Raw genomic sequence first — 22,105 nt, forward strand, 5'->3', positions numbered from 1 at the left:
CGTAATTCGGTATTTCAGATTCTTGGCAGGTTCACCGTCTGGATAATGCAAAATAAAATGCTCGTCATATTGTGATTTTAGTTCTGGCATTGCTGGTAATTGGCTCGAAAGTGAAGCACCGCTTTTTGTCTGGATTTGACCAGCTTTAAGTTCGATTAAACCAGGACATGCAATTTCTATATTTCCATCCTGAATTTTGATATATCCGCCCCCAGCAGTAATCAAAATTCCTTTTCCACTTTCGATTCGGACAAAATCATTAAGTGAGTAAACATGCATTTGTTGTTTGGAAGATAAAGTCATTTTTCCTTTTTGTGCTGCTAGTTCTACATCACCTTCACCCGATTTAATTTTGATACCTGCATGTTTGGCAAAAATACTAATTTTATCTAATGCTTTTGCAATCCAACTTTTACCAGTGAAAAATTGCAGATTTTTTGGTGTGCTGACATCGATATTTTGTTTAGCAGCAAGTTGCAAACTCTCTTTGCTATCTAAAATCATTGCTGATTCACTATGCAAAGCCACTAAAGCATCTGAACTTTCATTCCATTTATCAAATTTCTCTTTAAGTGAATCTTGTGAATCTAAATCTGGCTCATCTACTTCATGGGCTGAAGCAAGTTCTTTAAAGTATTTATTACTTTCGGTATGAAAATTAATATTCTCTTTTATGTTCGACCTTGTTAGTTGTTCGCCTTGTGCTTGTTCTGACGATTCAGAAGTTAAAAGTATTCCTTTAGCGGCACGGATAGCTCCCCACTCATCTGTTCTTAATTCAAAGCCTTGTCCACGTCCTTCACTTTCCGCTTTATCTTTCGGATGACTTAAATTCCCCAAATTAAGCTGTGTTGCACCATGACTGCTATGTAACTGAGCACTAATCTGCCCTGTCGTATCATCAAAACGGAGTTGGTTATACCCACTGCCGTCAACCTCTTTTGAACGAATACCACTCAGTTTTTTTGTGTCAGGTAATTGCCCTTTAATATCGAACTTCGTTGGTGAACGCTGCGCTTCATGGATGCGTCCCGTCACAAATGGGCGATCAATGTTGCCATCAAAGAAATCAATTACTACGATTTCATCTTTACGAGGTAAAAAACGTGCTCCGTAACCTTCACCAGCCCAAGGAGTGAGGACGTCTACCCAAGCCGAGTCTGTATCGCTATTATTGGAGCCTGCACCGCCATCATGGGCATGGTCATCGGTACGTGTGAATAAGAATCTGACTTTAATTCGTCCCCATTCATCCACATGAATTTCTTCACCATCACTAACCACTTTGGCACGTTGAACATGGGCAACGGGGCGATGCTTCAATGGATCATATTCGGGCACAATATTAATATTTCTACGAACAACTACAAATTCATTGGCCTGACGCTCTTGTTCACTATCTTTACTGTTTTGCCAGTGACTTAAGGTCAATAGTTTTTCAACTTGGTCTTGAATATCTTTGGGTAGGTTATTTTGATTATAAAAGTGCTTATTGAGGATTAAAAACTCTTTATCTTGCTGACTATGATTTTTCTCTAACTCTGGATAATCATGTAATTGGAACCAATAACCGACTTGAGTGTCACGTACACTACTATGTGCAGTAAAATACTTGGCTTGTAATGCCTGATATTGGTTTAAGTGCATATTCAGTTTTTCTAACTGAGAATTACTTGAAGCGGTCGCTTGATCCTCCCCTTTAAGATCGCTTATCCAAGCAGGAGATATATTCCACGCCTGTTCTAAACTTAAGCTTTCATTATCTCGTAGAGCGCTGTGTTGATGTGAGCTGACCACTGAGCCACTGGCATCTTCCTGACTAAGACTATCCGCTTGCCAACGTTGTACATGGATAGCGGTTGGTTGTAACTGTCGCTGAGCAATAAAACTAGTGATGCTATCATATTGTTCAGTTGCGTTAGAACGATGGTAACGAATAGTTCTACGTTCAAGCGATTGAAACTGAGCATTATCATCAATTAAACGTAGTTTTTGTGCCTCAATACTTTGGCTATTACTTGCTACAAGATAACTTGCCTCATCCACAAGCCAGTTAATCGATTCTTCACGCATTATCCTCGTTAAATATGCATAATCACCTTCATTTGACTGCATGGAAAACGGGCGTACATCATATGTTTTGGTTAAACCACACGTATCTAACTGTAAGCTTGATGCAAATAAAGGACTCTTACTTTGCCATTCCTTAAAGATGACTTCGATAATGTCTACTACGCTTTTATTCATAAACACACGGCTATTGCGTCGTTTATGCCATAAGCTCGTTGCATCCTGCATAGTCAAGCGGTACAGACTGAAAGCGCCGTCACTTTGTCCTTGGCTAGCGCCAGTGACAATACCCGTAGTTCTAAAAAGCTGACCTGAATCTGTCACTTGGTCAACTGCAACCTGACATCCAATAAACTGTTTTAATTCAATATATGGGTTTGTAGATAAGCAAATAAGCTCTGCTGATAGTCCATCATTAATGCCATGATAACCATCAATACGTTGCAACATTATTTGTGAATTAAGCTCTGTATTTGAAAACCGAACATTAATCGCACGCTTTTGAGCACCAAATCCTATTTTTTCTAAAATACCAAATATATTGTTCAACATTATGATAAAAGATTTATTATTAATTGAAACAATTTTAACAGAACGGTCTGTTCAGTTCAATTTCACAAAAAATACAGATCTGTCTATTTTTTATATTAATCCCCTCTCTGATGACTAGCTTACAATCCCTTCTATACACTAGAATAAAAGCATAATACTTCGGCATATTGCGCTAAACCATTATGAATGCAGAAATAAAATTCAAAAAAAAGCAGGCAAAAAGAGAAATAATCTTAAACACAGCAACGCAGCTCTTTATTCAAGAAAGCTATGTCAGTGTCGGTATAGACCGTATTATTGCAGAATCGGATGTTGCTAAAGCGACCTTTTATAAAAACTTCCCATCGAAAGAAGAATTGGTATTTGCGTGCTTAAAGGAATTAAAACTCAATATTCAAATGGCTGTGGAAGAGCATATCGCAGAACAAACAACACCGTTAGAAAAATTAGAGCAACTCTATCTTTGGTATATTGACTGGGTAAATCAAAATGATGCCAAAGGGTGCCCATTTCATAAAGCACGCATGGATATAGGAGACTTATACCCATCTATTCTGGTCGTATTGGATGAATATCGGAATTGGTTATTCGACACCACCACTTCTATTTTGATGGAATTGGAATTGAATGATCCTATTGCTATTGCTCATCTATTTACCTCGCTTCTGGATGGCATCATCAATAGCTCAGTTTATGAGAAAGCTCCGATTAAACCTGAAAAAACATGGGATTTTATTCAGATATTGATTGAACTAGAAAAAAATAAGAAGTAAGGCATTTATTTTTGACCATGCTGATATATTGTTAGCTATAGGTACCAATACAATTGGTTAGATAAATAAAAATTTATTTATCTGTATTGTCGACTAGATATTGGTATGCAAATATAGCTACTTACTCCATTTAAATAATAATTCTTTATGAAAATCTTTCTTTTATCTTTAATACTTTGCTTACCTTCCCTTTCTTTTGCTAAGTACTGCAAAGATTTTAAAACGCATCAAGAGGCTCAAGCCTACTTCAATGCAAAGAAACCTGGACATAAAAGTTTAGATCGCGATGGAGATGGAAGTGCCTGCGATTGTCTTCCTGGTGGAAGTGGAAAAAAATGTCCGAAGGCTAAAAAGAAGTAATACTTTAAGGAAAATTACTATGTTGCTATATGGCTATAATTTTTTTGTAGTTGACCATAACTGGGATTATCTTCTTCCCTTAGATGAGTTCTATAAGAAGCTTTTGAATGCAGATTTTTCTGAGCCCAATTGCACAGCAAATGAAGAGTTATTAAGTGCTACCCATAGATGGTTTCAAGCAAAGAAACTAGCTGAAAAAATAGGTTGGGAAGGAGATTTTACAAGAGGTCCTTATGTGTTTTTTCTACCAAATCCTAAGGGTTTTAACATTGAATATGGTTTTATGTTCAAACAATACAATAATGGTCGTACCTTTATTATTTCACCCTTTGAACTTGAATACATGGACCAATACGAAGATGTAGTGAAAAATTGGATTAATACAGATGATAAAAGCGAATTTTAAGTTGGGGGAAAAATTCTATATGCACTTATGATCGGCAAATTATCTAATGTGACATAGTAATCTATAGTAGGGCTTTTGCTGGTTTAACTCTGTTCTGTGCGCTTTACCTATTATTTATTGTTTAGATATTGCTCAATCATTTTCCTCATTTTAGAGTTTGAACTTTTGCCCGTCTAAACCAAAAACTTTGTTTAGAGATGTTTATAAAAATATACTAAAATATATTCTGTTTTTTAACGTTAAAAATTCTGAAAAAGATAATTATGGATTTAAAACCCAGTCTACTTAGCTATATTTTTACGGGTTCTACTAACTGGAAATTAAGTTACACATTTCCAAAATTAAAGTTAGATTTCAATAAGCAGACCAATCACCTTACTTTGGACAAAATACTTGATATAAATATTCAAAGTGGCTGGATTTGGTCATCTGTCACACTATCTACTTCAGAACAAAATTATGTACTTAAAGGAATTTTCAATTCACAAGCTAAAGTTTTAAAATCAAATCTACTAAATGATATTGAATTTTTAAATAATAAGAAAAATGCGGATACGATTAAGGAAGTACTAAAGCCATACTTACAAGAGTATCAAAATTTTATCCAACAAAATATTTACTTATCTCATCGCCTATGTAGTCTATTTAGAGCAGACTTATCAGAGAGAGCAAAAAACTTCGTAGAAAAATTTAGCAATCTCATAGAACGAGATAGCTCTTTTGCATTTGAAGCTGATCTACAAAATCTGTTTGAACAACTTCGACAATTTATTGAATTGCCGATCAAAGCAAACTACGCCATTGACGCTAAAAATAAATGTTTTGTTGAAAGCGAGTTAAAAGTATTTAAAAGTTTTTTTGATCAGGTAGAAAGTACCCCTCTAACTAATGAACAGCGTATTTCCTCTATCATTTTTGAAGATCGCAATCTATTAGTTGCAGCGGCTGGTTCTGGAAAAACTTCAACGATAGTTGGTAAAGTGGGCTATGCCTTATTAACTGGGCTCTACAAACCTGAGGAGATTTTAGTCCTCGCTTTCAATAAAAATGCAGGTGAAGAACTCAATGAACGTATTAACCTTAGATTAAAAGATATTCTCACTCAATTTAATACTGGTGTTGAAGCACTTAATTTTCATAAATTTGGTGTTAAGGTAATTGGTAGAGCAACAGGTAAAAGCCCTTCAGTTTCTGAAGATGCAGTGAGGATTCAACCACTATTAAATAGAATCATTCAAAATTTGACTGAAACTGATCTAGAATTTCAAGAAAAGTATCTTTTATTTAAAACTGCTTATTTAAGACCACCGTTATCTCCCTTTGCTTTTAAAACCATAAATGATTGGGAAAAAGCACAAAAACGATCATTTGATAGATTCAAAGATGGCTTCGAAACTTATCAGGGAGAAATTGTTAAATCGCATGGCGAAAAAGCGATAGCCAACTGGTTATATAGTCAGGGAGTTCCCTACCAATATGAAAAAAAATATGAACATGACACAGCTAATGAAAACCACCGTCAATATAAACCCGATTTTTACCTACCTGAAATAAATCTATATCTTGAACATTACGCTATAGATCAGCATGGTAAGCCACCTGCACACTTTGGACAAAAGTATCTGGATGATATGAAATGGAAGTCCGGAATCCATAAACAATATAAAACTGATTTAATCACTACAACCTTCCATCAGTTTATTACAGGTTCAATTTTTGAAAAATTGGAACAAGAGCTTAAATCAAGAGGACAAGAATTTAGACCTCGTAGTCTTGCCGAGATCAACTCTAAAGCACAGTCAATCTTTGAATATGGGACCAATGAGCTTTATGGTAGTTTTTTAAACCATTTTAAGTCTAATCAAGTCAACATGGCCGATTTATTAGCCAGACCTCTCCTAAGCCTACGGGAAAGGCTTTTTTTAGAACTATTTTCCAAAGTTTACCAACAATATGACCAGTTATTAAAAACCAGTAAAGAATATGACTTTGATGACTTACTGATTGAATCTGCTCAATTAATAAATGAAAACAAATACAAAAGTCCTTTTAAGCTGATTATCGTGGATGAGTTCCAAGATACTTCACAGGCTAGAGCTAGACTCATTCTTTCCTTATTGAATCAGGTTCCTGAAGCAAAATTATTTTGCGTTGGAGATGACTGGCAAGCCATATATCGTTTTGCAGGCTCAGATATCAGTATTTTTACTCAATTTGAAAAAGTCTTTGGCTATACTAAACAGACACAACTTACCCAAACATTCCGTTCAAATCAGGGTATTGCCAATGTAGCCAGTGGTTTTATTCAAAAAAATAAATCTCAGCTTCAAAAAGTAGTGAATGCCATTGATAAGACAAGTAATAAAGTTGTTGAGATAAGCTTTTTAACGAAGACACACGAGATTCATGAATACCTATTTAAGACACTTACAGAAATCAATAATGCTAATACAAACTCTGAAGGTAAAAAATCTATTTATATTTTAGGTCGCTATAACCACAATAAACCGAATTTAGATAATCTTTTGCCATTTCTTAAAAATTGTCGCATTGAGTTTAAAACAATTCACTCTTCCAAAGGTTTACAGGCAGACTATGTCATTCTTGTCGGATTAAACAGTGGTAGCAGTGCCTTCCCTTCAGAAAAAGAAGATGATCCATTATTAAATATAGTATTGCCACAACCAGAGACGCATGCTTTTGCTGAGGAACGTCGCCTGTTTTATGTTGCCCTGACTCGTGCAAAAGAAAAAGTCTTTCTTATTGGTGAACTTAATTCAGTATTCCTTGAGGAAATCACTAAAGAGCAGAATTTTAAAGAATTTATCTATATACCACAGGATGAACTTAAATCAATCAATAGAAATATACCACCTGAATGGTTATGTCCCCAATGTGAAGAAGGTCGTTTAAGGAAAAAGACAGGAAAATTTGGTAATTTTTTGGGCTGTGATCGTTATCCAACTTGCGATTACACTAAGAGTTTAAAACAACGTTGAATTCTAATGAGTGCGTTGAACTATCATTAAATAATCCTTTTCGAATGTTAGTTCACCATTCAGGAAATTTTTTCATATAGTTAGAAATAGGATAATATTGTGAAGAGTATGCTAAAAATTTCACTAATTCGGAGGATTGTTGCCAGTATGTAAAAAACTTATCACAAGCTTCACTCAATAAGCCAAGAGTCAGAACTAGACTTATAACATGGAAAATTGAAAAATCTTCCATGAATCTATCTTTAAAAATCAAAAAGCCAAATCTAAAGATAAATACACACCAAGCTCCCAGTCCTATCAATATTAATAAAGCGACTTTTGCATCAAAACCAGTAGGGGGGTAAGCCTATAGTAGAAACTATCAAATTCCTCACAAAGGCGTTTGCCAACCATACAACCAATAATTAGCACAAAAATAAAAAGGGTTTTAAGTAATTAAATTTTTAAATTTAACGATCAACCATCATAAAATCCCATTTCAAACAAAAAAAAGAAAATATAAATTAAAAAATTTGGATGTCCTAATTGCTTTATAGATAGTATCTCTATTATAAAGATAAGCATCTTTACAAAATAATTTTTATTTTGATGTATTAAAACGGATCATTTTTTTATATGCAACTGATAGCTAAATTTCTTAATTTATTCAATCTAAAATCGACCTCAAATGAAGAAGCTAAAGCAATTATTAAATTTGCTCGCTATACCACGGACGGTTTCTTAATTTTAGCTACGAATATGGGACAATTTACTCTTGATATTATTGATTGTAAATTTTCTGACACTAGTAGTGGTGATATCCTTTTTCTTTTTTCAAGAAAAAATGAAGATGGTAGAGATGAAAATTTGGATTTAAAAATTGATAATTCACCGGAATTTAAAGAAAAAAATAAAGAAATTATAGAAAAGTTTAACGAAATGAAAGCAAGAAAAATAAATCCTTCCTAATCTTCACAAATAGCCCGTTTGAGAATTGAGCCTTCATTTGTTGTTGCTGCATCACTAATACCTATCCTCTGTTTTCGTATTTGTAGCCATTGTTCACGGCTCATCTGTTTGGTTTCTAGCAATCGCTTGGCTTGATTACCCTGTCTGTTATGACGTGAATAGGTTTTTGCTCGAACAGGTGGACCTATAAAAAGTTGCTATTGACTCGTCATGACTTGCCCCCATAATTGGCTCCTATATTTTAAAGGCATAAAAACACCACATCCGAAGATGTGGTTTGATTGTGATCTAATTTAGTGTCTAAACGTATTGATTTAGAGAATCAGCGGGGATAAATTTTAAATCCTGCTCTAATACATGCGCATCTAAGCCTTGAATATGAATTCTATAATCTGGAGAATGACCAGATACGTTTGTCATAAAACGCTCATGCCCGAAATCTGTAGCAAACTTCACCCACAAAAAATCAAAAAGGTTTTTATTGTTAATTAACAATAAAAATCCATCTTGCAACTGTTCAATGATAAGACCATTTGAATATTGTCCGCCCATTCTTTGCACTCTCTATTTACAATACACTAAATGTTTCTTTATGAAGGCTTTTCATAAATTTTCAATATATGGATTCCTTTATTTAGACTTAAAGTCGGAAATCATTAAATAGCTGAGTAAGTTCAATACACCATTCTCAATGCCTGCTCCAGTCCACGTTGTTTAAGATTGGCTCCTGCCCCAAACCATGCTGAATCCATCCGGTGATCCGTTGAAATCGCACGTCGTTCGTGATCGACAAACTCGGTAATACTACAAAGCAGCCCATACGCCGTATCTTTAGCTGAAGCTAACTCGGCCCCACGTCCATGTCCGTTAAACATGGTCATCACCTTAGACATAGCTCGGCCATTAGGTTCGGTTTTATTATCGGCTTTGGATGAGTTGATTTGTTTAGGCGTAGCTACATTACGGTAGAACTGAATGATACTTTCATCCTGTTCAGCAATACTCAGGTTGGTGTTATTGAACACGGCATCAAAGTAGGCTGCGGCTTCCTGTTGGGTAACTTTACGCTGGCTGAGCTGCTTCATTTCATACATGTGTTCGTCCCATGCACGAACCGAAATACCTAGTTGCTGCTTGATCTTCTCGGCATCGAACTTGGTACTGTGTGGAACTTTCACTACACCTGCACTATTATTTTGCCCACGTAAGGCAATCGCTAGAGTGTTGTTACACACCACACGAATTGATGTAAATTGAGCCGTGGTAGCTAATGTCCCATCACAAGCAGTTGCCAGAAGAATATAGCCATTACTGACATCTTTTCCTTTCAGTGCTGCTGATTGTCCTGTTCTTGCCAATGCCCAGAACTTACGTCCACCTTTGAGTACTCCTGCTGTTTCCAGCTCAAAACCAGATTGTTCTGTCAGGTCTTTATAGAAGTTTAATATCTCCATGGGTTGCACTTCCTGATAACGCTGACTCACAACTGATAACGGTTCATGCGTATCAGAACGATAAAGCACTCGCTGATCTTCATACGGCATCAGAATATTTTGTCCCCGTTCATTCTTTGCCATATAGCTGACATTGGATGATTCAATTCGCCAGTCCATACCCGCCTGCTTTGCCCAGATTTCTATTGGCTGATTTTGTGATAGCTGATTACCCAGACCATGCCATGGGGTTTGACCAACGAAAGCCATTGTTTCAACTTGATGTGCCATAATTGATTTCCTTTAATTGATTTAAATAATTTGAATGTTGTGAAAATAAGAGTTACTAAAAACTCGACTGTTTAATTTCAAAGTGTTCCAGACATTGCTCACACTGATAATGCAACGTCACCGTGTCTTGATGTTGGACGTAGAGCAGAAACATGCCACCTACAACTAAACCAACGAAGCCGCCAACGAGTGGGTGAACAGGACTTCGCTTTGACAATTGCATACAGGCTGCTGCAAGAGACATGGGGGAGAATGAGGAAAGCTTTGCAAATACGCTTTGGTGACTTTGTTCTGACTGCCGTAGTAATTTCAGATGTCTCGAATGACAGTAAGGACATTGATGCATAGTGGTCTCCTCTAAATAAAAGGCATAAAAAAACCACAAGCAATTGCTTGTGGTGTGATTAGGTTTATGACGTTTTTTAACTTAACGATTTACTTTTGGAGTCGCTAAACCTTTCTTAGTACAAGGTCGAATACTTTCAATATATTGCCCATCACCAGTATCTTTGAAGAAACCATGTTTAGATTTGATTTCTAAACATTGCCCTTTCTTATAAGGTTTAATATGGGGAACAACTTTAGCTGGTATTGCATAGCTATTTAAAATAACTTCTCCTCTAGTCGTTGGGAATACAACTGATTCTTCTCCGTAATAGACATTGGCTTTAAGTGTAATCTGCTCTGTTTTAGCAAAGGCAATAGAACTGACTGAAAGGCTTAAAATTCCACATGCGATAAGTTTGATTGAGTTCATGATATTTTCTCTGATTAAGTAAAGTGATAATTAAATGAATGCTACAGGCCAGCTTTAATTAGTGACCAAAACATGGCTGATATCCCTCTTTGAGGACTTGATTGCTGTTCTTATCCCAGCTCACCACATACCAGGTGCATTGGTAACGGTCTGAGTCCCATGCAGCACGGTAAGTCATGGTATTGCCTTGTTGACTCCAACCTTCAACTCGTTTAGCCACCTGATCTGAACTTGAACGGCCCCACACATTCATGAGATGCGACACTAGCATTTGATCAATGGTAGGAATGGTTGCTTTTATATCGGCTGAAGCAGATTTGATTGGTTTTAATCCGTAACGGGAAGCATTGGAACTTAAGGTTTTTCCTTCATGATACTCAACATCTACTTCTGAACTTAGATGACCAATACTTGTGTCTTGTGCTTTTGCCTGATCAACTGCGGCTATTGCACCTGCAACCACCTCATCCTCAGCTTGTAAATTAGTAGCTTTAGATTCAGTGTCCTCGACCATACTTTCAATTCCAGTGAAACCTGATTCAGCCGGTTCTGATGCTGCTTGAGTACTAGAGGTTTGAACACGCACTTTTGATTGCTCTAAAGCCAGTTGAGCTAACTGAAGTTCAGTTTGTCGTTTTTGATGTTGGTTAAATAAAATTCCACCTGCAATTAACACTACCATTATGACTATAGTTAACAGCCAATATAATGGCGGTATTTTTGGGGCTGAATTAACATTGTTCTTTATCATATTCATATTGTTACCTTGAAATAGAAGATATACGGCGCATTAGATGCTGCCTTCATTGAGGTAATATGTATTTGAAAATTCTTTATTCTTAGTTATTGTCCAGATATCTCTTTAATACAGCTCTCGCTTCATTCAATTGCTGTGCCTGTTGCTCAATAAGCTGCCGTACTGATTCAGGTAAGGTCTGGTATTTATCCGGATGGAACTCAGCCATCTTTTTTCGGTAAGCAACTTGAAGGATTTGTTCACTAAGTGAATGAGGTGGGATATCAAGAAGTTTGCATGCTTGTAGTTGTTCGTTATTCAGATCAGAAGCTTTCTTCTGGTTCATCTCACCAGCCATACACTGATAGACAATTTTGATAAGGTCTGGAAAGACAGCCCTAGAGACGTTGGATACACGACACAAATGAGTCATGAACAGATCAGCCTGATTCTGCTCAACCTGACCGAGTGCCATGGCATAGACTAGTTGCTCAATCATCTCCCTCCGGAAGTTATAGGTAAGGTCATCTTTCAGGTCTGCCAGACGATGCAACAGATCTTCATAGTCGAAGCGCTTTTGCTCCTTGAGTAGTTTCTCAACATACTGATGCACTGCCTTATCATTCAGTTTAGTGAAATGATCGGATACTGCTGCTTTCGATCGACTATTCCATTGCCCTGCACTAAAGGTAATGAAGTAGGCAAACAGATCAATTATGATCTGCTTTTCGGCATCAATCTTGGTAATCGCCTGCCCCTTGCCTTGTCTACCGTGTAGCCCCTGACAACATTCATTTATGAATGCCACCAAAGCACGAACCACACCTTTATCGAGTTGACTAAAGCTCAGTTCATCATGACCATTGATCAAAATAGAATTGGAGAGTATTCCAATATCAGCTTCTACCTGCTGGATATGTTCAAACAAATAAGCTTGTTCATCTTCAAAGCTGGCTTTATAGAAAAGCCCCTTTGCAGTGAGGCACATCCCGACCTTAGCACTACCAAATACCGTGTCATCAATCAACATCAAGACATCATTGGGACTTACACCATGAGGAAGATAGGTCATGGCACCTTGTAGCTTTTTATTGGGAATGACTGGCGCAAAATAAATGTTGTCACTACCTCGTAATAACGGCACCCACTGACTTTGCTGGATTCGTTCCAGTATGCTCATCATCATAAGCCTCTAGAAGAACCAACGTATCAATATAACTGGCCAACCCAGAGCACGACCGAGTAAGTAAGCACCAGAATAATGCCCCGGATACTCCCAAATACAATACAGCCAATAACCAATCACAATCGTGAAATAAAAAGTAAAAAATGGATGTTTCATGATCAATATTCCTAAATTTAGTTGCACTACCTCTTCCCATTGCTTAAGTCAATAGGAAATAAGTGATTCAATGATTTGCTTAAGGCTTTAAATATCTGACGTTAAAATTTATCTACGCATTGCTCACCTGACTGATACATCACACTGTCTAGGTCATTTGGGAGATAGCTCATACGCTCAATCTGGCGCATAACCTTGCGACCATAGTGTTCTTCAACTTTTTTATAGACACATGAACAATAGCTACGACTGCCTCCCATGCTGTGACACCCCTGCTTCATGCCCTTTTCGAAATCGGAAGAACAGCCATTCATGATCAGAAAACTAATACTCATAGCACCCATCAAAATTTTATTTTTCATCGTTATATCCAGTGACAAGGTCATGGAGGTTAGGCTTTTATAGGCAACAAGAAGCCCTGCCACGGTGTATCTCACATGACATATTTATTAAGTTAAATTTTAGACGAAAAAAACTAAAGCTTGAGAAACCAGAAATTCATCAAACTCAATTAATAACTAATCGGGATGTATAAAAAGAATATGCATAGCCAACTCCTTTATTTTGGGAGTCCTGCCAAAGCATTAATTTAGAATTATGGTGGCAGAACGAAAGTGGGTTGACAGACCGGATTGGATTGACACCAGCACACTCGAAAGTGTCCCACTCCCGTCCTACCGCTACGGGAGGAGACGAGAAGTACCCTCAAAATTATCCCTCAGAAGGAATAACTCTGATGCAATCCAATAAATCGGCCTGTCAAAGCCGACTGGCAATGTAGGCCAGCAGGCCAAGGATAATGCGCAAAATTTAAGGTGTCAATGATTTATAGAGTAAGTAATCGATAGATTGTTATTATTTTTCATTGAATTAGAGTTTTAAAATAATCATTAAATAAATCCAGTTAATATTCAACAAGGAGACCATTCAGATATTACTCAACAAGATTTAAACATAAAAAATAAGATTTTTTAGTAATTGATAGTATTAGATAGATTTAATAATATTTAATAGTAGGATTAAAGGCATAATTTTAAGCAATTCTATACTCATATGTTTTCTGCTTAAAAGTAAACCACTTAAATAGCTTTATTCAAAGATAAAAGCGTGTAAGAAAAACTAGAAAAACTAAAATTGTCGCGACAAGAGTTATATTCCTTACTAAAGACAAATTTTCATTCAACTTACCTATCCTTATATCTAATTGCGTATAAACTCCAAGATATTCAGTTTTGTGATTTGACTCTTCTTTTTTTTCCATTTCACTTTTTCTAAGTTTTATCTCTTCGTCCAATGCAGACAACGTACTGTTTTGATTTGAAATTTGCATTAAGACAAATACACAGAAAATTACAATTCCAATAACAATCAAAATATTCTTAATCAAATCTCCTGCAGTAGAGACATACACTATCTGACCGGCAGCAAGCACTGTGGCTATTGGTAGAGTGAGTAATTGATTTTGCATATCAGAGAAAACTTTATTAATTTTAATTGTGTATTCTCTACGATCCTCTTCAACTTTATTCTTAAAATCGTCAAACGAGAACTTATCCATATACAATTGGAAGTTACTTTTAACAACTCTATGAAAAGTATCAAAGCCTTTCAGAAACGAAGATAGTGAAATTTCACTTTCTTTAAAAACTTCATGTAAACCATTTATTACAGAAAGATGTCGATCTTCTTGATGAAAATCATTTTGAATATAATCTCGAATAAAACTTTTTACTAAAATTAAATCCCTTTTTAGATCCTCAGCAACATACTCTGAGTTTATTTTTAAGTTCTTCTTACCAACAAAAATAATAAATGATTTATTACCCGCATCACCATGTAAATCAGAAATTAACTTCAGATTCAAAAATAAGTTTGCAACTACAAAGACATTATTCAGCTCATTATTACTACAATCAGTATCTGGAATAAATTTTACAGATTGATCATAAATATAAAATGATCGTGTGGGCGTAGCATCTAGCCTCCGACTATCTTTTTTTAAGTAATGATCCAAGTCATAAAAAATATTAGTACCAGTTAAAGGGACTAATATTTTTCCTATGCTCTGATCGTTATCAGAAGTATCTATTTCAAAATTTTCTAGCTGATCGTGAATGGATTCGAAAGAGAAAGGACTTCTTTTAGTGATCGTACCACTTATTGAGTTTGACTCAGATTCAAAGCAAATGTTGTCTAACGACGTCAATAAATTAATGACGAAGTCAAACTTATCTTCTGCTTTGAATGTTTGATTCATGGTTCAATAATGCCATAAAAATTACTGACTAATAGCCTTCTGAAATTCCTCTTTCGCCTTTTGACTTACATTGGTAATTACAATGTTGCCATCGGCAGAAAGTGCAATATTTCCTTGCTCGAAGTCTGCCACATTGAAAGTTACATTGATAGTACCTGTCTTCACAGTGACTCTCATCCAACGTCGAACTGTGGCGCGATCAGGTTGAAATGCATCACTAACTTCTATATTTTCTTCACGTACAAAATCATAAAAGCTATCAGGTTCTTCTTGATTTAAAAGTGCTGAAATTTCTTTTAAATAGACAACTGGTTCACCACTATCGGTCTTCTTATTTACCGCATCAATAAAATGTTTTTTTAAAATTTCTTTTTTTTCTTTAAAAATATCTTTCGTCCATTCTTGAGAGACTGAATATTGTTTGAGTGCATCAAATACGCTATCAGTATAGACTTTCGAGTCAGTGTAATTAATACAGTTAATTGAGTCTTTAAAATAGTCAGAAATATTTGAACTAGATTTTTTTATAAATGATACATAGGGTTGTTCATCTCCTTCCCATTTTTTTAAATCTATTCTCGCGCCTTCATGAAGTTTATCTAAATCAATTGATAGAAATTCTTCTAGATTCAAATTTGCTCTATCAAAGGTAATTGCCTTTTTCTCTTTGATCATTGTAATGAGCAAATAGGTTTTTCCATTTTCTAGATATTCCAAGAGGATTATTAATCCTCCTGTCGCCCACTTCAACTGTTGACCTTCTGCTAAAGAAGTCATTAATCTCGATACAAGTAATTTTGATAGTTTTATAAAGTCGATCTTTCCATCTCGATATTCTTGTAATTGTAATTGAAAAATAGAATTTTCTGATTTATCTATGCATCCATAACCACTAATAGTGTTGGTATATTTTTTTCTAAGCCCTTCAGAAAATGTAACTGATGCTGGCTTATCTAAAGGGAATTCTTGATCAGAGTCCAGTATTAGCTTTGGTTGTAGATCACTAGGATCTTGCTTATCATTTTTCTTTTCAATTTCATGAATAATAAAATGAGTTAATTGCATTTTGCACCTCACCGTTATTTAAAATTTCTTATCAAAGTCAAATTGTTTATATAGTATCCAAAACACTTTTAACAATCTATATTTTTCTTAAATTTTATGTAGTTATAGCTTATGTTTTGGTTTAAATAATGATATTTATTCTCTTAATATCTATAAAAAAATAATATTAATGATTAAAGAAAGTAAGTGTTAATAAATTTTACTTAAAAGATAAAGTTACTTAGGATTTCTTTTATCCTAATTTAGAATTGTAGTCCAATGACATGAGCAATTGCTATAATTATTTGAAATATACAAGACAGCTTCTTAAGATTCGAAGGTACTCTTAGATAAATAGACTAAAATTATGAAGTTGTGTGGTAATTCAATTAACTGACCGTTAAGGAAATTTAGTTGAAACTTCTAAATATACTATTGTTGGATTATTTTACTGGTCATGAATGTGATTCTAGATACTAAACTAACTTATAATTTCAGGATGAAAGTGCGTTAAGGAGGAAGAATGCTACGGTTGAAATGTATTGGTGGTCCCCTATATGGTCAGGAATATTCACACCCATCCAATGAATTTACCTTTAGTGACAAACAGACTGGTAAGTTAACCCTGTACCGTAAACAATCACTTGATTTTACACCTCCTCAGTCTTATTTTGTGGCTGATTCTATTTCTAAACCAGTTGCATATAACCTTGCTCTGCAATTATTAAAGTCCGAAAATCATTAAAATATAAAAGAGTTGATCTACAAATCAGTAAATCAACTCCTAGCGCTTTTACATACGATTTGATTGTTACCTCATCACATTACTCTTCCATGAATTAAAACCATGTAACCAGACACGTAACTCTCTACTCTCTGGTTCAGTCGTATTAAATGTCGTTCTCAACATAGTTTCCAAGTCATCAACTGGATCTTCTAATTCCATGGTGAGTGCTGCTATTTCATCACTACTTTGCAGCTCACTGAACTTTTCGATACCGAACCCCTCTCCAACCAAGCCTGCTACTTCCTGCCATATTGCACAAATTCTTGAAAGGATATAGTGATAATCTTTAATCACATTCTCATCAAAAACCATTACAAACAATATCATGTACTGATTTTTTTGAGAAAAATGCATGACTCTTTGATAGTCATAGCGAAGTCCTACTTTTAACAGACGATCTTTCCTAATTCGCTTTTCAAAAGTCTGGATATGTTGAGCCATGGTGCAAATAGAGATAGCATCCGCAATATTCTGGTCATAACCTAAACCAAGCGTAATTGTTCTTAATTGATAATAATGAGCAGTTGCTTGATGATATTTCTCAATTTCCCGCTCTACTCGTTTGCTATGCATTTCATTGACAAGCTTTAACTTTTCGGCAAATGCTACAGTTCCAAAGCGAACAATTAATCTTTGTAATATCGTCTCAATAATTTCTTTTGAAAATTCTACATTCTCGGTTTTAAAGCTTCTTAAGTTTCTTTCAAGCATTACTGCTAAATAACATTCTCTAAATTCTTGAATCCATATTCTAAAATCAGCTTGTATGTAGTATTGCATAATGTAATACCATTCATCGATATATGCACTGAATACACTAAGCCAATACCCGCTATCCACTTCTTTTTTGTTCAGTTTAATTGCTTTAAAAAGCTCATGTATATCATGTTCAAAGCGCACAATTACTTGATGTTCAAGAGTAGCTAAATTCATCTAAAGTCTTCCAAGTTGGTTGAATTACATAAGAAGACCAACTCGATAATTTTTTATTTTTCTATCTAAAGAAAAGGTAAAAGAGCTTGAATCATTACGCCTTAATAGAACTCACTCCACCGAAGTGAAGTGAATTCCGATCTATTTAAAACAATATCTTTTATAAATTACTGTCCTGTCCCAAAGGTCCGACTACCAGGAGTAAGCTTGACCCGCAATCGCTGATCGTATTTTTCTGGATTAGCAAAATAATTAACATAGGTAACTACATTCTGACATTGCTGAAGATTAGCTCGCTCAATACGACCAAGTGCTAAAGTTCCTTGTTCTGCAAATCTAGCTTTCGTAATAGGTTCATTAGGCGTATAGAAAGTCCCGAACCCATTCGTAATTTCTTGCCAATAGTTCCCAACTGCTAAAGCTAGACCAAAATCATTCTGATGTTTATGTCCATCATAAATCAGCATTAAATGGCAATGGAATCCAGTAGTGTGCCCTCCTTGCTCCAAGGCCCAAACAAAACCCTCTAAATCAGCGAAACAACGGTCACCATTAGAAATCCGATTACGAAGTACTTTCATGTGCTGATCAAATAATTGGATATTCACCAAATCCTGTACTGGTTCTGGATACTTCAAATCTACACGTACAATCAAAGAGCGGGATTTCTGCTGTAAAACATGCTCAATATATTTAGTCAGTCGTTGTTGATTCCGTAGCTCTTGCATTTGAAATGCATGACGCTCATTGAGAACATTGGAGTGATTGTTTTGTACTACTTGACGTAAAGCCGCCACTTGATGCTCTAGGAGCATATCTAACCCATCATAGCTTTGCCCTTGTAAATAACTTTCAATTAATTGAATTAAAATAAGAAAAGTTTGAATGTGTTGGCTGTACCACACATTCGGACAATACTGAATATGAAAGGCGGGAATCAGTTCTTGTAACTCTCTAAGAATCTGATCATTACTGATTTGGTTCTTCTGGACTCTCTCAATGAAGCTTTCGATTGCAATGAGAGTTTGTGCTTGATGAGACATTGTACCTACCTAAGTTGAGTTTAAATCATAGGTAAGTGAGGTCGATTATTTTTTAATGATAAATACTCTTAACTGTTAGGCTTTGAGTTTAGATATTTTTGAATAAGGTGAATTAGTTCTTCACTTCAACTATATGAGGATAGATTTCTATATACATCTTTATATTGAATTACTAATACTGCGATGAATTAGTTACATTACATAAGAATGAATGTAATGGAGAAGAGTACTAGAACAATGTAATAAAAAGAATAATTAATATCCCTGCCAATGAGAACAAATATTTTTCATGATTTTACGAATAGTAAGGAAAATCATCTGATAGGAAAACCTTACAAAAATTAGATCCATAACAAGCTAAAGTTACAACAAACTTCTCAGTATCCAACTCTAAGTAAGGTTGAAGTCATATAACTTCCCAAACGCAAGTCTAGAATCTAGATCAGGGAACCTCTTGTACCCCAGCATTTATTTTTTATTGGGTTGCTCATGGTATGTGCAAAACGCACGCATTATTTTGAAAGGAATAAACCATGAATGCGTCATCAAACCAAACCACCTTTGTCATGAATAAAATCATCAATTTGAAACAGGTTATTGATTTTACTGGTCTCAGCCGAGCAACTATTTACAACCTTTTAGATCCAAAATCTGGATATTACGATTCAACATTTCCTAAACAAATTCGCTTATCTACAAACCGTGTTGGCTGGTCTGCCTTTGAAATTAATGAGTGGATTGAATCTAAACTTGATCAGCGATAAAGACTCCTATTTTTTCAATATGGAACCCTTAATAAAAGCTTTTGGCACTTTCTGGCTCAACGGTGCCTGAAAGATATCGCGATAAGCGAAATATGGTATGACATGTTCAATGACCATTTTTTTCATTTGACGATCATATGCTTCAAAACAGACATGATATGTATTTGGAGCTTCCATTTCTGTCTTCAGTGCATCAATCGAATGCATTAATATTTTTGGTTTAATCGCACCATTGTACTTTATATTTTCTGGATCTTGCCGCTTTAAAGTCTGAGCAGCTTTAGCATTAAGAAAACTATTCCAGCGCTGATCCAGATCATGAACGACCGTTTCTAACTGTTCGTAACAACGATCATTAAAGAACAATACAGCATCTAATTTGAATTCCGGTACTCCCTGCCTGCTATTCTCTTGCCAGATTCCCATATAGCCACGCAACCAGTAACATGGTTTAGCCCGTTTTGCCAAACGCATAAACTCCGTAAATAATTTTGATAGTTGTGACTGAGTAAAACTTCCTTCTGGTGAGCGAGCATCCACGACAATACGATAAGCCCAACAATTCTGCTCTAATACGCCTTTAAGATATTCTCTTGTATCCGTATGTCGCCGAGTACACTGAGAATAATGTTTTTCTAAAAGTTCACGCTTGTCCTTGTCTTGAGCCAGTATTGAAAACAAATAAAGCTGTACATTCTGGAGGTTTCTATTCCATTGAGTTAATACAGTAGCATCTACGGGCTGATTCAACATAATGCTATTAAGGGTTTGTAACAAGTTTCCCCACAGCATCAAAGCGTATTCCTGTCCAAACCACCATGTACGCAAACTACAGTTCTGAATTAGATATTCAATCTGAGCTAATAAGCCAGGATCACTTGTAATTTGCTGTACAAATGATAAATACTGCTGACCAACCTGTGTAGCTGATGCTTGTATATCACGAGCATGTAAGAAATGGGCATGATGTGCTGATCTCACTTCATTAAAGGCTGGATATCGATTGTGTAATAAGGTCTCAATAAATACTTCTATTTGGAACAACAAATCTCCACACTGGTTTGACGATCCATGTTCAGCACAAAATTCTTTATAGTAAATCTGTCCAACTAGCAAACGATCAGCCACACGTTTAGGTAAATGTTTAACACCCCATATTCCTTTTGGCGTTTTCCAATCCTGCAATACCTGCACTAGATTTTTAGGTGGGAGGCTTTTCTTGGAAGACAAAACTTGCTTCTTTTCTTCAAGCTGCTGCCAATTTGGATAGTCAATGATCTCATTGACTTCGAAGGGTCTTTCAGGATTTATGAGCTTGGCAATAAAATCCATTTTAATAAAATAGCTGAGTACCCAATACTTAAATTTTTCAACTCGTGTAAGCATTCCTATTGCTACACGACCAACAGCAGATTTACTACCGTGGATCCTTATAAACTCATTTCCATTAATAACATCAACATTATCATAGTGACTAAAATCTTTTTTCAATAATGCCAGTAGACGAGCAACAGTATCTCCTTCCCGCTCAATAGCATGATTTCTTAATATTAAAATACATGACAGCTTTAAACCATTTTGATAGTCATGTTCAAGCTTGGTATATGCTCGTAGTAAACCTGGAACCGCCTGAGAAATAGCATTCTGGATAGCAGGCCGATCTTTAAGTACTTTTTCAATCAAATGCTCTAAAGGCTGATTATCTGCTTGATTGAATATACGTATAAACCGAATATCAATAACAAAGATATATACTTCCTCATGTCTTGATAATAGCCTGTCAAATTGTGCAAAAACATCGTTGATAGTTTCTTCGACCTGCCGAGTCTGTTTATCCTTTTCCTCGATATATAATGGATCTTTTTGCAAGTCAGTAAAGAAGTTCGTTAATCGCCTTGCTTTTTCATATTGAAATTCCGAAGGTGACCACTGCCGCTTTAATTCTGACGAACCTGAAGTATTCACCCCAATTTGTTCGATATGCGGCATACGACCTGGCTGATTAGCGGCATCTTCTTGCAAAAACTTTTGATAATAAGTCCAATTTAAACCCAGTTGAAGATAGGTTAAATCAAACATTTCACGTTCAAACTTAAGCTCATTAAAATAAGGAAGATAAGTTCTATCAAACTCAGCATGCCCAGTTAGCCTAATTCCCAGTTGAGCAGCCCTAGGCAAACTTCCCGTCCTTAAATCATCCATAAACTTATCAACTGCCCGAACAACCTGAACAGACTCTTTATATAAACAAATAGGTTCTCGTGCCGGATTTTTCTTCAAAGAATAATCTAATGCTTGCCATATATAAGGGACTTTATTAAAAAATAAATCAAATAGATCTTTATCATTAATTATTAGCTTATAATTATCCATCTATATACTCAAAATAAGTAAATACCCTGATATATTATGGCATTCAAGTTATTTTCTTCAATACAATTTAATCTTTTAATCACAGCATAATTTACTATTAATCACAGTAAATAAGAATATTATTCACTGTGATTAATGCAATTTTCACTCTACTCTTCTTTCCACACATTCCACAACTTAATTTCTGTATGGCAGAATGGTCAATTTTTTTATAAAATAATGTATAATTATACATAT

At 35.4% G+C, this 22,105-nt stretch carries 21 protein-coding genes and 1 pseudogene; 7 read left to right on the forward strand and 15 right to left on the reverse strand.

Annotated elements, in window-relative coordinates; all coding sequences use genetic code 11:
* Positions 1–2,622: type VI secretion system Vgr family protein (locus tag J580_RS08960; RefSeq protein WP_032003864.1), on the reverse strand; the 2,622-nt coding region annotated here is incomplete at its 3' end.
* A gap of 182 nt (positions 2,623–2,804) precedes the next feature.
* Here J580_RS08960 and J580_RS08965 point away from each other — a divergent pair.
* The 5 genes from J580_RS08965 (at position 2,805) to J580_RS08980 (ending at position 8,108) form a co-directional block, all read left to right on the forward strand.
* Positions 2,805–3,395 (forward strand): TetR/AcrR family transcriptional regulator, encoded by a 591-nt coding sequence (locus J580_RS08965; RefSeq protein ID WP_032003865.1) that lies wholly within the window; start codon positions 2,805–2,807, stop codon positions 3,393–3,395.
* A 147-nt stretch (positions 3,396–3,542) separates the two neighbouring features.
* Positions 3,543–3,755, forward strand: coding sequence for an excalibur calcium-binding domain-containing protein (locus J580_RS22985; protein ID WP_081403605.1), 213 nt, complete (start codon positions 3,543–3,545; stop codon positions 3,753–3,755).
* The gene (locus J580_RS08970; protein ID WP_155762373.1) at positions 3,694–4,161 is read left to right on the forward strand and encodes a hypothetical protein; all 468 of its coding nucleotides are present in this window, start codon (positions 3,694–3,696) and stop codon (positions 4,159–4,161) included. The genes J580_RS22985 and J580_RS08970 overlap by 62 nt, the downstream gene beginning before the upstream one ends.
* Before the next feature lie 263 nt (positions 4,162–4,424).
* Positions 4,425–7,160: a UvrD-helicase domain-containing protein gene (locus J580_RS08975; protein ID WP_032003868.1), complete on the forward strand. Its 2,736-nt coding sequence runs from the start codon at positions 4,425–4,427 to the stop codon at positions 7,158–7,160.
* Positions 7,161–7,775: 615 nt separating this feature from the next.
* A complete protein-coding gene (locus J580_RS08980; RefSeq protein WP_032003869.1) occupies positions 7,776–8,108 on the forward strand; it encodes a hypothetical protein in 333 nt (110 codons plus the stop codon).
* 44 nt (positions 8,109–8,152) lie between these two features.
* Here the strand turns inward: J580_RS08980 and J580_RS23790 are convergent.
* The 11 genes and pseudogenes from J580_RS23790 to J580_RS09015 form a co-directional block, all read right to left on the reverse strand.
* Positions 8,153–8,296 (reverse strand): annotated as a pseudogene (locus J580_RS23790) (YqaJ-like viral recombinase); the annotation flags it as partial.
* A 112-nt stretch (positions 8,297–8,408) separates the two neighbouring features.
* Positions 8,409–8,660 carry a hypothetical protein gene (locus tag J580_RS08985; RefSeq protein WP_032003870.1) on the reverse strand — a complete coding sequence of 84 codons (252 nt, stop codon included), beginning with the start codon at positions 8,658–8,660 and terminating at the stop codon, positions 8,409–8,411.
* Positions 8,661–8,782: 122 nt separating this feature from the next.
* Positions 8,783–9,832: a DUF932 domain-containing protein gene (locus tag J580_RS08990; RefSeq protein ID WP_032003871.1), complete on the reverse strand. Its 1,050-nt coding sequence runs from the start codon at positions 9,830–9,832 to the stop codon at positions 8,783–8,785.
* A 55-nt stretch (positions 9,833–9,887) separates the two neighbouring features.
* Positions 9,888–10,178, reverse strand: coding sequence for a hypothetical protein (locus J580_RS0104090; RefSeq protein WP_032003872.1), 291 nt, complete (start codon positions 10,176–10,178; stop codon positions 9,888–9,890).
* Positions 10,179–10,259: 81 nt separating this feature from the next.
* The gene (locus J580_RS08995; RefSeq protein WP_032003873.1) at positions 10,260–10,589 is read right to left on the reverse strand and encodes a hypothetical protein; all 330 of its coding nucleotides are present in this window, start codon (positions 10,587–10,589) and stop codon (positions 10,260–10,262) included.
* Between the two features lie 58 nt (positions 10,590–10,647).
* Entirely contained in the window at positions 10,648–11,346 is a 699-nt protein-coding gene (locus tag J580_RS09000; protein WP_050675745.1) for a hypothetical protein, read from the reverse strand.
* Positions 11,347–11,428: 82 nt separating this feature from the next.
* On the reverse strand, positions 11,429–12,505 hold the full coding sequence (locus tag J580_RS09005; protein WP_032003875.1) for a J domain-containing protein: 1,077 nt from the start codon (positions 12,503–12,505) through the stop codon (positions 11,429–11,431).
* A 12-nt stretch (positions 12,506–12,517) separates the two neighbouring features.
* Positions 12,518–12,667, reverse strand: coding sequence for a hypothetical protein (locus J580_RS23635; protein WP_171071971.1), 150 nt, complete (start codon positions 12,665–12,667; stop codon positions 12,518–12,520).
* 101 nt (positions 12,668–12,768) lie between these two features.
* Positions 12,769–13,029 carry a hypothetical protein gene (locus tag J580_RS0104095; protein WP_032003876.1) on the reverse strand — a complete coding sequence of 87 codons (261 nt, stop codon included), beginning with the start codon at positions 13,027–13,029 and terminating at the stop codon, positions 12,769–12,771.
* 731 nt (positions 13,030–13,760) lie between these two features.
* Entirely contained in the window at positions 13,761–14,924 is a 1,164-nt protein-coding gene (locus tag J580_RS09010) for a hypothetical protein (RefSeq protein WP_032003877.1), read from the reverse strand.
* Between the two features lie 21 nt (positions 14,925–14,945).
* A complete protein-coding gene (locus J580_RS09015; protein WP_032003878.1) occupies positions 14,946–15,989 on the reverse strand; it encodes a nucleoid-associated protein in 1,044 nt (347 codons plus the stop codon).
* Positions 15,990–16,491: 502 nt separating this feature from the next.
* Between J580_RS09015 and J580_RS09020 the strand changes: the two genes are divergently transcribed.
* Complete coding sequence (locus J580_RS09020) at positions 16,492–16,713, forward strand: hypothetical protein (protein ID WP_032003880.1); 222 nt, start codon at positions 16,492–16,494, stop codon at positions 16,711–16,713.
* A 66-nt stretch (positions 16,714–16,779) separates the two neighbouring features.
* Here J580_RS09020 and J580_RS09025 read toward each other — a convergent pair whose 3' ends face one another.
* Positions 16,780–17,688 carry a hypothetical protein gene (locus tag J580_RS09025; RefSeq protein WP_032003882.1) on the reverse strand — a complete coding sequence of 303 codons (909 nt, stop codon included), beginning with the start codon at positions 17,686–17,688 and terminating at the stop codon, positions 16,780–16,782.
* 167 nt (positions 17,689–17,855) lie between these two features.
* Positions 17,856–18,731: a YagK/YfjJ domain-containing protein gene (locus J580_RS09030; protein ID WP_032003883.1), complete on the reverse strand. Its 876-nt coding sequence runs from the start codon at positions 18,729–18,731 to the stop codon at positions 17,856–17,858.
* A gap of 533 nt (positions 18,732–19,264) precedes the next feature.
* Between J580_RS09030 and J580_RS09035 the strand changes: the two genes are divergently transcribed.
* Entirely contained in the window at positions 19,265–19,495 is a 231-nt protein-coding gene (locus J580_RS09035; RefSeq protein WP_032003884.1) for a helix-turn-helix transcriptional regulator, read from the forward strand.
* A gap of 6 nt (positions 19,496–19,501) precedes the next feature.
* On the opposite strand, the gene J580_RS09040 is transcribed toward J580_RS09035, so the two are convergent.
* Complete coding sequence (locus J580_RS09040) at positions 19,502–21,868, reverse strand: hypothetical protein (protein ID WP_032003885.1); 2,367 nt, start codon at positions 21,866–21,868, stop codon at positions 19,502–19,504.
* Between the last annotated feature and the right edge of the window lie 237 nt (positions 21,869–22,105).

Origin of the sequence: Acinetobacter sp. 1542444 (assembly GCF_000581835.1) — a bacterium.
GTDB classification, from domain to species: Bacteria; Pseudomonadota; Gammaproteobacteria; order Pseudomonadales; family Moraxellaceae; genus Acinetobacter; species Acinetobacter pittii.